Origin of the sequence: Kosakonia sp. S57 (genome assembly GCF_016516575.1) — a bacterium.
GTDB lineage: Bacteria > Pseudomonadota > Gammaproteobacteria > Enterobacterales > Enterobacteriaceae > Kosakonia > Kosakonia cowanii.
Genome location: NZ_JACVUL010000008.1, coordinates 137,915 through 152,973, shown reverse-complemented (window position 1 = coordinate 152,973; position 15,059 = coordinate 137,915). Strand labels below are relative to the sequence as shown.

The 15,059-nt window shown below is 55.3% G+C and carries 10 protein-coding genes; 2 read left to right on the top strand and 8 right to left on the bottom strand.

Annotated features, from left to right (window positions below):
* The first annotated feature begins 73 nt into the window (after nucleotides 1-73).
* Together speE and speD are read left to right on the top strand one after the other, a co-directional pair.
* Nucleotides 74-934 (top strand): polyamine aminopropyltransferase, encoded by an 861-nt coding sequence (speE, locus tag IAE48_RS10070; RefSeq protein ID WP_023480226.1) that lies wholly within the window; start codon nucleotides 74-76, stop codon nucleotides 932-934.
* A 20-nt stretch (nucleotides 935-954) separates the two neighbouring features.
* A complete protein-coding gene (speD, locus tag IAE48_RS10065; protein WP_023480253.1) occupies nucleotides 955-1,749 on the top strand; it encodes an adenosylmethionine decarboxylase in 795 nt (264 codons plus the stop codon).
* A gap of 30 nt (nucleotides 1,750-1,779) precedes the next feature.
* On the opposite strand, the gene yacL is transcribed toward speD, so the two are convergent.
* The 8 genes from yacL to pdhR all read right to left on the bottom strand — a co-directional run bounded on the left by yacL (nucleotide 1,780) and on the right by pdhR (nucleotide 14,880).
* On the bottom strand, nucleotides 1,780-2,142 hold the full coding sequence (yacL, locus tag IAE48_RS10060; protein ID WP_023480494.1) for a protein YacL: 363 nt from the start codon (nucleotides 2,140-2,142) through the stop codon (nucleotides 1,780-1,782).
* Nucleotides 2,143-2,266: 124 nt separating this feature from the next.
* Entirely contained in the window at nucleotides 2,267-4,864 is a 2,598-nt protein-coding gene (acnB, locus tag IAE48_RS10055) for a bifunctional aconitate hydratase 2/2-methylisocitrate dehydratase (RefSeq protein ID WP_200134251.1), read from the bottom strand.
* A 273-nt stretch (nucleotides 4,865-5,137) separates the two neighbouring features.
* On the bottom strand, nucleotides 5,138-6,562 hold the full coding sequence (locus IAE48_RS10050) for a hypothetical protein (protein ID WP_200134250.1): 1,425 nt from the start codon (nucleotides 6,560-6,562) through the stop codon (nucleotides 5,138-5,140).
* A 161-nt stretch (nucleotides 6,563-6,723) separates the two neighbouring features.
* On the bottom strand, nucleotides 6,724-7,455 hold the full coding sequence (gene traT / locus IAE48_RS10045) for a conjugal transfer complement resistance protein TraT (RefSeq protein ID WP_023480291.1): 732 nt from the start codon (nucleotides 7,453-7,455) through the stop codon (nucleotides 6,724-6,726).
* A gap of 281 nt (nucleotides 7,456-7,736) precedes the next feature.
* A complete protein-coding gene (gene lpdA, locus IAE48_RS10040) occupies nucleotides 7,737-9,161 on the bottom strand; it encodes a dihydrolipoyl dehydrogenase (protein WP_042711868.1) in 1,425 nt (474 codons plus the stop codon).
* Between the two features lie 202 nt (nucleotides 9,162-9,363).
* Entirely contained in the window at nucleotides 9,364-11,262 is a 1,899-nt protein-coding gene (gene aceF, locus IAE48_RS10035; RefSeq protein WP_054802810.1) for a pyruvate dehydrogenase complex dihydrolipoyllysine-residue acetyltransferase, read from the bottom strand.
* Nucleotides 11,263-11,276: 14 nt separating this feature from the next.
* On the bottom strand, nucleotides 11,277-13,940 hold the full coding sequence (gene aceE / locus IAE48_RS10030; protein WP_023480311.1) for a pyruvate dehydrogenase (acetyl-transferring), homodimeric type: 2,664 nt from the start codon (nucleotides 13,938-13,940) through the stop codon (nucleotides 11,277-11,279).
* 175 nt (nucleotides 13,941-14,115) lie between these two features.
* Nucleotides 14,116-14,880 carry a pyruvate dehydrogenase complex transcriptional repressor PdhR gene (gene pdhR, locus IAE48_RS10025; RefSeq protein WP_023480248.1) on the bottom strand — a complete coding sequence of 255 codons (765 nt, stop codon included), beginning with the start codon at nucleotides 14,878-14,880 and terminating at the stop codon, nucleotides 14,116-14,118.
* Nucleotides 14,881-15,059: the final 179 nt, after the last annotated feature.

Below are 15,059 nucleotides of genomic sequence, written 5' to 3'. Positions count from 1 at the left end.
ACCGTGCATCGTTCGCCAGAGTTGGCTATCATGTTGCGCCCGTTTTTCACGGATGTTAACAAAGGAGCGACGAATGGCCGACAACACCATTTGGCAAGAAACGCTGCACGACAACTTTGGTCAGTACTTTGCCGTTGATAAGGTGCTTTACCACGAGAAGACCGATCATCAGGATCTGATTATCTTCGAAAACGCCGCCTTTGGCCGCGTGATGGCGCTGGATGGCGTGGTACAAACTACCGAACGCGATGAGTTTATCTATCACGAGATGATGACTCACGTTCCGCTGCTGGCGCACGGTCACGCAAAGCATGTGCTGATCATCGGCGGCGGCGACGGCGCGATGCTGCGCGAAGTCTCCCGCCACAAAAATATTGAAACCATCACCATGGTAGAGATCGACGCAGGCGTCGTCTCTTTCTGTCGCCAGTACCTGCCAAAACACAACGCCGGTGCCTACGATGACCCGCGCTTTGAGCTGGTGATTGATGATGGCGTCAACTTCGTCAACCACACGCAAAAAACTTTCGATGTGATTATCTCTGACTGTACCGATCCTGTCGGTCCGGGCGAGAGCCTCTTCACCTCGGCGTTTTATGAAGGGTGCAAGCGCTGCCTCAATCCCGGTGGGATTTTTGTCGCGCAGAACGGCGTCTGCTTCTTACAGCAGGAGGAAGCCGTCGGCAGCCATCGCAAACTGGGCCACTACTTTGCCGATGTTAGTTTCTACCAAGCGGCGATCCCGACCTATTACGGCGGCATTATGACCTTTGCCTGGGCGACGGATAATGAAGCGTTGCGCTCGCTCTCCACGGAGATTATCGCCGCGCGTTTCCACACCGCCGCACTGACCTGCCGTTACTACAATCCGGCAATCCATACGGCAGCATTCGCTCTGCCACAATATCTACACGATGCACTGTCTGCACAGTGACGCTAAGGGGGTGAGAAAAATTGAAAAAGCTTAAACTACATGGCTTTAACAACCTGACCAAAAGCCTGAGTTTTTGTATCTACGATATCTGCTACGCCAAAACCGCCGAAGAGCGCGACGGCTATATTGCCTATATTGATGAACTCTATAACGCCAACCGCCTGACGGAGATCCTCACGGAGACCTGTAACATCATTGGCGCCAACATTTTGAATATTGCCCGCCAGGACTACGAGCCGCAGGGTGCGAGCGTGACGATCCTGGTGAGCGAAGAGCCGGTCGACCCGCACCTGATCGATAAAACCGAACACCCGGGGCCGCTGCCGGAAGCGGTTGTCGCGCATCTGGATAAGAGCCATATCTGCGTGCACACCTACCCGGAAAGCCACCCTGAAGGCGGGTTGTGCACCTTCCGCGCCGACATTGAAGTCTCAACCTGCGGGGTGATTTCGCCGCTGAAAGCGCTGAACTACCTGATCCATCAGCTTGAGTCGGACATCGTGACCGTCGACTACCGCGTGCGCGGCTTTACGCGCGACGTGAATGGCATGAAGCACTTCATCGACCACGAGATTAATTCGATCCAGAACTTTATGTCTGACGATATGAAATCGCTGTATGACATGATGGATGTGAATGTTTACCAGGAAAACATCTTCCATACCAAAATGTTGCTTAAGGAGTTCGACCTTAAGCACTACATGTTCCATACCAAACCGGAAGATTTGACGCCGCAGGAGCGGAAAGAGATCACGGAAGCGCTGTGGAAAGAGATGCGCGAGATCTACTACGGCCGCAATATTCCGGCCGTGTAAATGCGCAGCGGGAGCAGGGACGCTCCCCGATTAGCGCTGCTTAAGAAATTGCCGGTAAGCGGCCACCACCTGAAGAAAATCTTCCACGCCGCAGAGGGATAAACTCTCCTCATCGTAGTAGTTCATCCCTTCCTCCATCTCGTCGCCGGTAAACTCCAGCAGATTGGCGCGGATCATCACCTCTTCGCCATCCAGCCACAGCGTATATTCATGGCCGACGCGCTGCCACGAACGCTCGCTACCCTTCACCGTTTGCGCCGCCTGCTCCACTTCATCCAACAGGGCGAGGTTCTCTTTCACCTCTTCGTTAAACCAGTGGCCGATCACTTCGTGCCCCATCGACATGCGCACTTTGACGCCGCCGGTGACATCGCGCAGAAATTCGTAATCCATCATTGCTCCTCATGGGGGCCAGAGAGCCGCCAGTGCTTTAATTATCGCAGCACCATACAGGAAAAAAAGCGCGGGGACGGGAAGGAAGGGAAAAAAAAGCCACTCCGAAGAGTGGCTTTCTGATTTAGACGGCGGTCTGGAATATCACGCCTTCAGCTTTGTCGGTGTATTGATCAAGCTGGTCAAAGTTGAGGTAGCGGTAAGTATCCACGGCGGTTTTATCCACCTGATCCATAAAGGTCAGATACTCCTGCGGCGTCGGCAGCTTGCCGATCAGCGCCGAGACGGCTGCCAGCTCAGCAGAAGCCAGGAAGACGTTCGCGCCGGTACCTAAACGGTTCGGGAAGTTACGGGTCGAGGTTGAAACGACGGTCGCACCATCTGCCACACGCGCCTGGTTACCCATGCACAGGGAGCAGCCCGGGATTTCAATACGTGCACCGCTCTTACCAAAGACGCTGTAGTAGCCCTCTTCGGTCAGCTGTGCGGCATCCATACGCGTCGGCGGCGCAACCCACAGGCGGGTCGGCAGCTGGCCTTTATGGCTGTCCAGCAGCTTACCGGCGGCGCGGAAGTGGCCGATGTTGGTCATACAGGAACCGATGAACACCTCATCGATGCTCTCGCCCTGCACATCAGAGAGCAGACGTGCATCGTCCGGATCGTTCGGCGCGCAGAGGATAGGCTCTTTGATTTCGGCCAGATCGATATCGATCACCGCCGCGTAATCTGCGTCCGCATCCGCTTCAAGCAGCTGCGGATCCGCCAGCCATTTCTCCATGCCCTGGATACGGCGCTCCAGCGTACGGCGGTCGCCATAGCCTTCAGCAATCATCCACTTCAGCAGCACGATGTTGGAGGTCAGGTACTCGATAATCGGCTCTTTGTTCAGCTTGATGGTGCAACCCGCGGCAGAACGCTCAGCGGAGGCATCGGTCAGCTCGAACGCCTGCTCGACTTTCAGATCCGGCAAGCCTTCAATTTCCAGGATGCGGCCGGAGAAGATGTTTTTCTTACCCTTCTTCTCAACGGTCAGCAGGCCCTGTTTGATGGCATACAGCGGAATAGCGTGAACCAGATCGCGCAGGGTGATGCCCGGCTGCATTTTGCCTTTAAAACGCACCAGCACTGATTCCGGCATATCCAGCGGCATTACGCCGGTCGCGGCAGCAAACGCCACCAGACCAGAGCCCGCCGGGAAGGAGATACCAATCGGGAAACGGGTGTGGGAGTCACCGCCGGTACCAACGGTATCCGGCAGCAGCATGCGGTTCAGCCAGGAGTGGATAACGCCATCGCCCGGACGCAGCGACACGCCGCCACGGTTCATAATGAAGTCCGGCAGCGTATGGTGGGTGGTGACATCAACCGGCTTCGGATAGGCCGCAGTGTGGCAGAAGGACTGCATTACCAGGTCGGCAGAGAAGCCGAGGCACGCCAGATCTTTCAGCTCGTCACGGGTCATCGGACCGGTGGTGTCCTGCGAGCCGACTGAGGTCATCTTCGGTTCGCAGTATGCGCCCGGACGAACACCGTCGACGCCACAGGCGCGGCCGACCATTTTCTGCGCCAGCGAGTAGCCGCGGCTGCTTTCCGCCACGTCTTTCGCCTGACGGAAGATCTCGCTCTGCGGCAGACCCAGCGCTTCACGCGCTTTGGTGGTCAGGCCACGGCCGATAATCAGCGGGATACGGCCACCGGCGCGCACTTCATCAATCAGCACGTCGGTTTTCAGTTCAAAGGTCGCCAGCAGTTCGCCGGTTTCGTGGTTGCGCACTTCGCCTTTGAACGGGTAAACGTCAATCACGTCGCCCATGTTCAGGTCAGAGACGTCAACTTCAATCGGCAGCGCACCGGCATCTTCCATGGTGTTGAAGAAGATAGGCGCGATTTTGCCGCCAAGCACCAGACCGCCGCCGCGCTTGTTCGGCACGTTCGGAATGTCGTCGCCCATAAACCACAGCACCGAGTTGGTGGCGGATTTACGCGAAGAGCCGGTCCCGACAACGTCGCCGACGTAGGCCAGCGGGAAGCCTTTCTGCGCCAGCGCCTCGATCTGCTTGATCGGGCCAACGCTGCCCGGCTGATCCGGTTCGATCCCTTCACGAGCGTTTTTCAGCATCGCCAGCGCGTGCAGCGGAATATCCGGGCGCGACCAGGCATCCGGTGCCGGTGAAAGGTCATCGGTGTTGGTTTCGCCGGTCACTTTAAAGACGGTAACGGTGATCTTCTCGGCCAGCGGCGGACGGCTCTGGAACCATTCAGCATCCGCCCAGGATTGCATCACCTGTTTGGCATAGGCGTTGCCCGCTTTCGCTTTCTCTTCCACATCGTAGAAGTTATCGAACATCAGCAGGGTATGGGAGAGGGCTTTGGCAGCAATTGGTGCCAGCGTGTCGTTATCCAGCGCGTCAATCAGCGGATGGATGTTATAACCGCCCTGCATGGTACCCAGCAGTTCAACGGCTTTCTCAGGGCTAACCAGTGGGGAGGTTGCTTCGCCTTTGGCGACAGCTGCAAGGAAACCCGCTTTCACATAGGCGGCTTCGTCAACACCGGGCGGTACACGATTAGCCAGCAGGTCTAACAGGAATTCTTCTTCGCCAGCAGGCGGACTCTTCAGCAGCTCGACAAGCGCGGCCATTTGGGTTGCATCTAATGGTTTTGGCGCAATCCCCTCAGCGGCACGTTCAGCTACGTGCTTACGGTATTCTTCTAGCACGACGGTTCTCCTCGCTCTCATTGTCATAATGCGGCAGGCGTTTCTCTTCACGCTCCTGTGAGACAGCAGTTTGTAGGGTAAATCCGCGAACCGCGCCGGGCAGCATAGCAGGAATTTCAGGGGGTGTTAATCTGTTTACAAAAAAGCAACATTAAATCCCGGCTGAATCGTTACAGATGGCATAAAGCAGACGGCAGAGGGGTTTAGCGAAAAATAATCCTCGAACCGCCGAGAAAACAAACGGCTCCGCAGAGCCGTTACGTTAAGACAATGTTAAAGCTTGCCGAGAATGTCCAGCCCCCAGCTACGGCTGTATTTCTCCGGGTTCAGGCTCTCATCAACCAGTTTGCCCATCAGGTACTTTTTCACCGTTTCACGGTTATCTACCTGCTGATGGTGCGCAACGTTGGCCAGTTGGCCGCGTCCATTGTAGTTGAGCGTGGTGCTGTTCTCCTCGCTGTTTTCGACCACATGGTAGTAGTAGCTTTGTGAGGATTTCTGCGTGCCCAGCGCCAGTGGAATCGACGGATCGATTGCCTGGTGCCAGGCAGCGCTCAGGTTGCTACGCGTCGTCTGCTTCACACTCTTAGAGCTGTCGCTATGATCGCTGGCTTCCGTTGACTGCGAGGCGGTGTAGGCAAAGCGATCTTTCTCCTGCAACTTCGCCGGGTTGACCGACTTCTCCGTCTGCGTCAGCGAGAGTGAAAAATCATTCAGCCCACTGAGCTGTGACGCGCCGTTATCACCGATGCGAATCGCACTGGTCGCCACGACAGGCATTTTTTCGGCGCTGGTATTGCTGTTAAGCGCGCGGAAGACCGCCTTCAGCGCCGCCATCTGGTCATAATTGCCCTGCCCGGCAGTGCGCGCTTTATCGAATTTACTGTCCCACGCGCTTAAGGCGATTTGCTGCTGCGCGGCGTTGCCGGCAAAGGCGGAGTGCGCCATGTCGCTGCTCATTTTCAGCGAGAAGTCGCCATCTTCATAAGCCGTGGAGCGCGTTTTGTTATCCGCATGGAAATTGAGCGACTGTAACGACTTGTCGTCATTACGCAGGTCGGTTTTCAGATCCACCGATTTCAGCAGGCGCGTATCAAACTGGGTTAAGCCGCTCATGTCCAACTGCGGTTGCTGCTTGCCGAGGCCGCTCAGGGTCTCTCCCAGCGCTTTACCGAGGCCGGCGATGGCGGCGGCTTCGTCGTCATTGAGCGCTTCGCCGTCGGTTTTCAGCTGGACGGTCATGCCGTCATCCTGCTGGCTCATCACCAGCTGCACTTTGGTGCCGGACTGAGTGACGATATCCATGGTGATGGCTGAATCATAAGGCGCGCGGGCAATGCCCATATCCGCACCGCGCAGCGTCTGCACCACATCGCCACGGTTATCATTCAGGTTACTCAGCAGCGTGCTGCCAAGCGTGGCAAACGCGGAGACGGAGGTGCCGCCGGAGGCCAGCCCCATCAGCCCCTGAATCTGGCTGTGCTGCTGTTCGGCAATCGCCGGGTTCACTTTCTTAGGTATCAGCGAATAGACGGCGGCGATCTCCGGCGTCTGGCTGCCGAACATCACTTTTGTCGAGGCGTCATCCGCGGGGGATGTTTTGTTTACAGATGCGGGCGCGGCAGTGCCGACCCGCGCAGAGGTACTGACCCGCGCGGCTGATGGCAGTAGCGCAGTAAGGTTAAGGCCGTTAATCATGGCGATGAAACTCCCTCTCACCGAAATAGTAAATAAGTAACATCGGCAACGTGCGGCGAAGGTTTATCGCTTTTGGCTGAAAAGCAGGCACCCGTCACTTTTACGTATAAAAAAAGCGGGCCAGTTGCCTGAGCCCGCTTTTTTAGCTGCCAGCAGTCAACTTACATAATGTTGGCGACAGATTTTGCCAGCTGCGCTTCGAGGGCCGGTTTCGCCTCTTCGAATTTCAGGTTTACTTTGTTGGCGTTAGAGACCACGCGGGTCTGGTATTTCGCGCGGTTACCCTCTTCGGTGCTGGTCTGCAGCTTGATACCGGAGGTGCCCTGACGCAGGGCGGCGATATTATCGGTGGTCACTTTCGCTTTGCTGCGCTCGGAGATCTGCAGGTCGGTGATCATAGTGAAGTTCACATCTTCCACCATCGCGTCTGCTGCAAGGCCAATCAGGCCAGCCGCCAGACCCACACCCAGCGCGGCGCCGGAGGAGTTGCTGTTATAGGCGGTGATACCGGCGCCCAGACCGGCACCAATCGCCGCGCCTTCGTAACCACTTTTCAGGTAGCCCTGAGTTTCACGCAGATCCATTTTGTCCGCTTTCAACACGTTCGCCTGGATCCAGTAATAGGCCGTATCCGGAGAAGAGGTGACTTTGTAGCCTTTATCGCTCAGCTCTTTCGCCAGCAGGGTCTGCAAATTACTCATGTCTTTATCAGAGGTATTTTTTACCTGAATAAACACAGTCTTCTCAGAAGCCGGCTCCAGCCAGATGGTCTGGCTCATCTGAGTTTTTACATCCAGATTGCGTTTTTTGATAGCCGTCGTCATCGCGCCACAGCCGGAAAGGGTAAACGCTGCCAGAACCATACCGACAACAGCGAGTTTTTTAATAGACATTAACGATTCCTTTATATTTCGAACACCAGAAGAACAACAAATGCGGCAAAGGCAGGACGGGAGCGATGAAACGCGGATAAGTGACAAAGTCCATGTCATGACGACGCCAGGCCACCCGCCTGAGGCGAGCGTACCAACACTATTCTTAAGTGAGTTATCGGCTTCGTTATCAATTGGTTGAGGGCTAATTACCTACTAAATGTGGTGGTTCTGCGGCAGGAATAAAAAAAGCAGCCCTATAGGCTGCTTTATTGTCGAACGCACAAGCGGCGTGAAGAGGCTTATTTCTTCTTCGCTTTCGGGTTCGGCAGGTCGGTGATGCTGCCTTCGAACACTTCTGCGGCCAGGCCAACAGATTCGTGCAGCGTCGGGTGAGCGTGGATGGTCAGCGCGATATCTTCTGCATCACAGCCCATTTCGATCGCCAGACCGATTTCACCCAGCAGCTCGCCGCCGTTGGTGCCGACAACCGCGCCACCAATAATACGGTGCGTCTCTTTGTCGAAAATCAGTTTGGTCATACCGTCTGCGCAATCGGAAGCGATAGCACGACCAGAAGCTGCCCACGGGAAGGTGGCGGTTTCGTAGCTGATGCCTTTCTCTTTCGCTTCTTTCTCGGTCAGACCTACCCATGCCACTTCTGGCTCGGTATAGGCGATAGACGGGATCACTTTCGGATCGAAGTAGTGTTTCTTACCGGCGATAACTTCTGCGGCAACGTGGCCTTCATGTACGCCTTTGTGCGCCAGCATCGGCTGACCGACGATGTCGCCGATAGCGAAGATGTGCGGCACGTTGGTGCGCAGCTGTTTGTCGACGCGGATAAAGCCACGGTCATCCACTTCCACGCCCGCTTTACCGGCGTCGAGGTTTTTACCGTTCGGCACACGGCCGATGGCGACCAGCACGGCGTCGTAACGCTGCGGTTCAGCCGGAGCTTTTTTGCCTTCCATCGTAACGTAGATACCGTCTTCTTTTGCTTCAACGGCGGTCACTTTGGTTTCCAGCATCAGGTTGAACTTCTTGCTGATGCGTTTGGTGAAGACTTTCACCACGTCTTTGTCTGCAGCCGGGATCACCTGGTCGAACATCTCAACCACGTCAATCTCTGAACCCAGCGCATGGTATACGGTGCCCATTTCCAGACCGATGATGCCGCCACCCATAACCAGCATACGCTTCGGTACGGATTTCAGCTCAAGCGCGCCGGTGGAGTCCCACACGCGCGGATCTTCATGCGGAATGAACGGCAGTTCAATCGGACGGGAACCCGCCGCGATGATGGCGTTGTCGAAGTTGATCACGGTTTTGCCGTTTTCGCCTTCCACTTCCAGGGTGTTCGCCCCGGTAAATTTACCCAGACCGTTAACCACTTTGACCTTACGGCCTTTTGCCATACCTGCGAGGCCGCCGGTCAGCTGGTTAATCACTTTGTCTTTCCAGGTGCGGATTTTGTCGATGTCGGTCTGCGGTTCGCCGAAGACGATGCCGTGCTCGGCCAGCGCTTTAGCTTCTTCAATCACTTTCGCGACGTGCAGCAGCGCTTTAGAAGGGATACAACCTACATTCAGACAAACACCGCCGAGGGTGTTGTAGCGTTCAACGATGACGGTTTCCAGACCTAAATCAGCGCAACGGAAGGCAGCAGAGTAACCTGCCGGGCCTGCCCCAAGTACGACGACCTGAGTTTTGATTTCAGTACTCATCATGACCTCTTATTGATTTCCGGCGGTCAGGGGTACTTCATGTCGCCCTTCATCCACCGGGACGTTCTATCCGCCCGCAGTTTACAAAATTGTTAACATTTTTGAAACAACAAACGGCTAACGAATTGTCCTTTGCCTCTGATAACCCCAAAAGCGCTATGAGATTAGCAGAAAAAAGCCGGCCGTCAGGCCGGCTTTTCGATTACATCACCAGACGGCGAATGTCGGACAGCATGTTATTGATGATGGTGATAAAGCGCGCCCCATCAGCACCGTCAATCACGCGGTGGTCGAAGGAGAGTGAAATCGGCATCATCAGACGCGGAACGAACTCTTTACCGTTCCACACCGGCTCCATCGCGGACTTGGAGACGCCCAGGATAGCCACTTCCGGCGCGTTCACAATCGGCGCGAAGTGGGTAGTACCCAGGCCGCCGATGCTGGAGATGGTGAAGCAGCCGCCCTGCATTTCGCCGGCAGTCAGTTTACCGTCACGCGCTTTCTTGGAGATCACGGTCAGTTCGCGGGACAGCTCGGTCACGCTCTTCTTGTTCACGTCTTTAAAGACCGGAACCACCAGGCCATTCGGGGTATCAACCGCGACACCGATGTTGATGTATTTTTTCAGCGTCAGACGCTGACCATCTTCGGACAGGGAGCTGTTGAAACGTGGCATCTGCTCAAGGGCCGCAGCAACGGCTTTCATGATGAAGACCACTGGGGTGAATTTCACGTCCAGTTTACGTTTCTCGGCTTCGGCGTTCTGCTGTTTACGGAACGCTTCCAGATCGGTGATATCGGTTTTGTCGAAGTGGGTAACGTGCGGGATCATCACCCAGTTACGGCTCAGGTTAGCACCAGAGATTTTCTGGATACGGCCCAGTTCCACTTCTTCGATTTCGCCGAACTTGCTGAAGTCCACTTTCGGCCACGGCAGCATGCCTGGCAGGCCACCGCCGGTAGCGGCAGCAGGTGCGGATTCGGCGCGTTTCACCGCGTCTTTCACGTAGGCCTGAACGTCTTCGCGCAGGATGCGGCCTTTACGACCGGAGCCTTTCACTTTCGACAGGTTCACGCCGAATTCGCGCGCCAGGCGGCGGATCAGCGGAGTCGCATGGACGTAAGCGTCGTTCTCTGCGAAGTCAGATTTGCCTTCTGCTTTAGCCGGAGCCGCAGCAGCCGGTTTCTCAGCTTTTGCAGCCGGTGCCGGAGCCGCTTCCTGTTTCGCTGCCGGAGCAGCGGCAGGCGCAGCGCCTTCCACTTCGAAGACCATGATCAGCGAGCCGGTGGAGACTTTGTCGCCCACGTTCACTTTCAGCTCTTTTACCACGCCCGCGAACGGTGCCGGGACTTCCATCGAGGCTTTGTCGCCTTCAACGGTGATCAGAGACTGTTCAGCAGAGACTTTATCGCCGACTTTGACCATCACTTCGGTCACTTCGACTTCGTCACCGCCGATATCCGGTACGTTAACGTCTTTCGCGCCCGCAGCCGCTGCCGGAGCAGAAGCCGCTTCTTCTTTGACCTGCGGTTTCGCGTCAGCAGCCGGTGCAGCACCTGCCACTTCGAAGACCATAATCAGAGAACCGGTGGAGACTTTGTCGCCGGTGTTGACTTTGATCTCTTTCACGGTACCAGCGAACGGCGCCGGAACTTCCATGGAGGCTTTGTCGCCTTCCACGGTGATCAGGGACTGCTCAGCGGTCACGCTGTCGCCCACTTTCACCAGAATTTCGGTCACTTCGACTTCATCACCGCCGATATCCGGCACGTGAACGTCTTTTGCGCTTGCAGCGGCCGGAGCTGCTGCTGCCGGCGCGGCTTCTTTCTTCTCTTCTGCCTGAGCAGGTGCAGCGTCAGCTGCACCGTCGGCGGAATCGAAAATCATGATCAGTTTACCGGTCTCGGTTTTGTCGCCGACAGAGACTTTAATCTCTTTCACGACGCCAGCCTGCGGAGACGGAACTTCCATAGAGGCTTTGTCGCCCTCTACGGTGATCAGCGACTGTTCAGCTTCAACTTTGTCGCCCACTTTGACCAGAATCTCGGTGATTTCTACTTCATCAGACCCGATGTCCGGTACGTTGATTTCGATAGCCATTGTCTCTTTACCTCTTACGCCAGACGCGGGTTAACTTTATCTGCATCGATGTTGAATTTGGTGATCGCTTCTGCCACCACTTTCTTGTCGATTTCGCCACGTTTAGCCAGTTCGCCCAGGGCTGCTACCACCACGTAAGAAGCATCAACTTCGAAGTGGTGACGCAGGTTTTCACGGCTGTCGGAACGACCGAAGCCATCGGTACCCAGTACGCGGTAATCATCAGCCGGTACATAAGTACGAACCTGTTCGGCGAACAGTTTCATATAGTCAGTAGATGCTACAGCCGGAGCGTCGTTCATCACCTGAGCGATGTACGGAACGCGCGGAGTTTCCAGCGGGTGCAGCATGTTCCAGCGTTCACAATCCTGGCCATCACGCGCCAGTTCAGTGAAGGAGGTGACGCTATAAACGTCAGAACCTACGCCGTAGTCGTTAGCCAGGATCTGCGCTGCTTCACGAACGTGACGCAGGATAGAACCGGAGCCCAGCAGCTGAACTTTACCTTTGTTACCCGCAACGGTTTCGAGTTTGTAGATACCTTTACGGATACCTTCCTCGGCACCTTCCGGCATTGCCGGCATGTGGTAGTTTTCGTTCAGCGTGGTGATGTAGTAGTAAACGTTCTCTTGTTTCTCGCCGTACATGCGCTGCAGACCGTCATGCATGATGACCGCAACTTCGTAAGCGTAAGACGGATCGTAAGAGATACAGTTCGGGATAGTCAGCGACTGAATGTGGCTGTGACCATCTTCGTGCTGCAGACCTTCACCGTTCAGGGTGGTACGACCAGACGTACCGCCTACCAGGAAGCCGCGAGCCTGCTGGTCGCCGGCCTGCCAGCACAGGTCACCGATACGCTGGAAACCGAACATCGAGTAGTAGATGTAGAACGGAATCATCGGCAGGTTGTTGGTGCTGTAAGAGGTCGCAGCCGCCAGCCAGGATGCGCCAGCACCCAGTTCGTTGATACCTTCCTGCAGGATCTGACCTTTCTCGTCTTCTTTGTAGTAAGCAACCTGCTCACGGTCCTGCGGGGTGTACTGCTGGCCGTTCGGGCTGTAAATACCAATCTGACGGAACAGACCTTCCATACCGAAGGTACGCGCTTCGTCGGCGATGATCGGAACCAGACGATCTTTGATCGACTTGTTCTTCAGCATCACGTTCAGGGCACGAACGAAGGCGATGGTGGTGGAGATCTCTTTGTTCTGCTCTTCCAGCAGCTGAGAGAAGTCTTCCAGCGCAGGCAGATCCAGTTTTTCGGTGAAGTTCGGCTGACGTGACGGCAGGTAGCCTTTCAGCGCCTGGCGACGTTCATGCAGATATTTGTGCTCTTCAGAGCCTTCAGCGAAGGTGAGGTAAGAGAGTTTTTCAACTTGCTCATCGGTCACCGGAACATTGAAGCGGTCGCGGATATAACGCACGCCGTCCATGTTCATTTTCTTCACCTGGTGGGCGATGTTTTTACCTTCGGCGGTATCGCCCATGCCATAACCTTTAACGGTGTGGGCCAGGATGACAGTTGCTTTGCCTTTGGTTTCCTGCGCTTTTTTCAGTGCAGCGTAGATTTTCTTCGGATCGTGACCACCACGGTTCAGTGCCCAGATCTGCTCGTCGCTCCAGTCTGCAACCAGTGCGGCGGTTTCCGGGTATTTACCGAAGAAGTGCTCGCGAACGTACGCACCATCTTTCGATTTGAAGGTCTGGTAGTCGCCGTCAACGGTTTCGTTCATCAGCTGGATCAGTTTACCGCTGGTGTCTTTACGCAGCAGCTCGTCCCAACGAGAACCCCACATCACCTTGATCACGTTCCAGCCAGCACCTGCGAAGATGCCTTCCAGTTCGTTGATGATTTTGCCGTTACCGGTGACCGGGCCATCAAGACGCTGCAGGTTACAGTTGATGATGAAGCAGAGGTTGTCCAGTTTCTCACGGGTCGCGATAGTGATCGCACCTTTGGATTCCGGCTCATCCATCTCGCCATCGCCGAGGAAGGCGTAAACGGTCTGTTCAGAGGTGTCTTTCAGACCACGGTGTTCCAGATATTTCAGGAACTTCGCCTGATAGATGGCACCAATCGGGCCCAGACCCATGGAAACGGTCGGGAACTGCCAGAATTCCGGCATCAGTTTCGGGTGCGGGTAAGAGGAGAGGCCTTTACCGTGAACTTCCTGACGGAAGTTGTTCATCTGCTCTTCAGTCAGACGACCTTCAACAAATGCACGTGCGTACACGCCCGGAGAGATGTGGCCCTGGAAGTACACCAGATCGCCGCCGTCTTTCTCGTTACGAGCGCGGAAGAAGTGGTTGAAGCAGACTTCGTAAATGGTTGCGGAAGACTGGAAGGAGGCCATGTGACCGCCCAGCTCGAGGTCTTTTTTAGACGCACGCAGAACCGTCATGATTGCGTTCCAGCGGATAGCTGAACGAATACGGCGTTCCAGTTCCAGATTGCCCGGGTATTCCGGTTCATCTTCAACGGCAATAGTGTTTACGTAGTTGCTCGCCCCTGTGCCAGCTGCCACTTTCACACCGCCTTTGCGGGCTTCAGAAAGGAGCTGGTCAATCAGATACTGAGCACGCTCAACACCTTCTTCACGGATGACCGATTCGATCGCCTGTAGCCAGTCGCGAGTTTCGATCGGATCCACGTCATTTTGTAAACGTTCTGACATGGGGGGTATTCCTTATCTATCTAATCGTTGATTGTCTGGAACCTGTCCCATTGCACTCTGACGGCCTGTAAAGGTTCGTAAAAGTGCAATAAGACAGGTTCTGCGTTTAGTTGCCGCGCTCTAAAAGTTGGCGCTGTTGTTACAACTCTTCCGGCACAATTTGCGCCAGAAAATTCTAATTCTTGCGCTGCTCCAGCCGACGCAGAGAGCGTTCACGACGACTCTGTTCACGGCTGCGATCCAGCAAAATCTCTTCGATAAACGCCAGATGGCGGTGCGACGCTTCACGCGCCTCTTCCGGTTTGCCAGCCATGATCGCGGCGAAGATACTCGCGCGATGGTTGCTGACCAGCGGTAGCATCTCGCGGCGGGCGTAGAGCAGTTCGAAGTTTTGACGAACGTTCTGCGCCAGCATCGGCTCCATGCAGCGTAGCAGATGAAGCAGGACTACATTATGTGCCGCTTCCGTTACGGCGATTTGATACTGCACGACCGCGCTGGACTCCGCGTCCAGATCGCCCGACTGCTGAGCCAGTTCGATGGCGCGATGCAGCTCGCCAATCCGCACTTTGTCTTCGTCGGTGCTGCGAAGCGCCGCGTAATAAGCAGCAATGCCTTCCAGTGCATGGCGCGTTTCGAGAAGATCAAATTGGGATTCGGGATGATCGGTCAGAAGCTCGACCAGCGGATCGCTGAAGCTCTGCCACAGACTGCTTTGGACAAAGGTCCCGCCACCCTGGCGACGTAGGAGCAGGCCTTTCGCTTCGAGACGCTGGATGGCCTCGCGCAGTGAAGGACGAGAAACGTCGAACTGTTTGGCCAGTTCGCGCTCTGGAGGAAGTTTTTCACCGGGACGGAGTGTGCCCTCGAGAATCAAAAACTCCAGTTGCTGCTCAATCACATCGGAAAGTTTAGGTTGGCGGATTTTGCTGTAGGCCATTGTTCCCTGTCTCTGCCACTCGCCCGGAGTAAATTGGTCTTACCAATTTCATATTGTTGACGCTAAAGTAACAAAGTATTCACCTTCTGTCCATACAGGTTTTGATTGAAATCAGGAAACCACGCACATTTTAACAAGCAAAGAGAAATGGCGTTTCAAAGATGTAACCTTACGCAAAT

Bases quoted from the DNA above. Each gene is read 5' to 3' on its own strand.
- IAE48_RS10050 (WP_200134250.1), bottom strand. From the start codon at position 6,562: ATGATTAACGGCCTTAACCTTACTGCGCTACTGCCATCAGCCGCGCGG.
- traT (WP_023480291.1), bottom strand. From the start codon at position 7,455: ATGTCTATTAAAAAACTCGCTGTTGTCGGTATGGTTCTGGCAGCGTTT.
- speE (WP_023480226.1), top strand. From the start codon at position 74: ATGGCCGACAACACCATTTGGCAAGAAACGCTGCACGACAACTTTGGT.
- pdhR (WP_023480248.1), bottom strand. From the start codon at position 14,880: ATGGCCTACAGCAAAATCCGCCAACCTAAACTTTCCGATGTGATTGAG.
- aceE (WP_023480311.1), bottom strand. From the start codon at position 13,940: ATGTCAGAACGTTTACAAAATGACGTGGATCCGATCGAAACTCGCGAC.
- aceF (WP_054802810.1), bottom strand. From the start codon at position 11,262: ATGGCTATCGAAATCAACGTACCGGACATCGGGTCTGATGAAGTAGAA.
- yacL (WP_023480494.1), bottom strand. From the start codon at position 2,142: ATGGATTACGAATTTCTGCGCGATGTCACCGGCGGCGTCAAAGTGCGC.
- lpdA (WP_042711868.1), bottom strand. From the start codon at position 9,161: ATGAGTACTGAAATCAAAACTCAGGTCGTCGTACTTGGGGCAGGCCCG.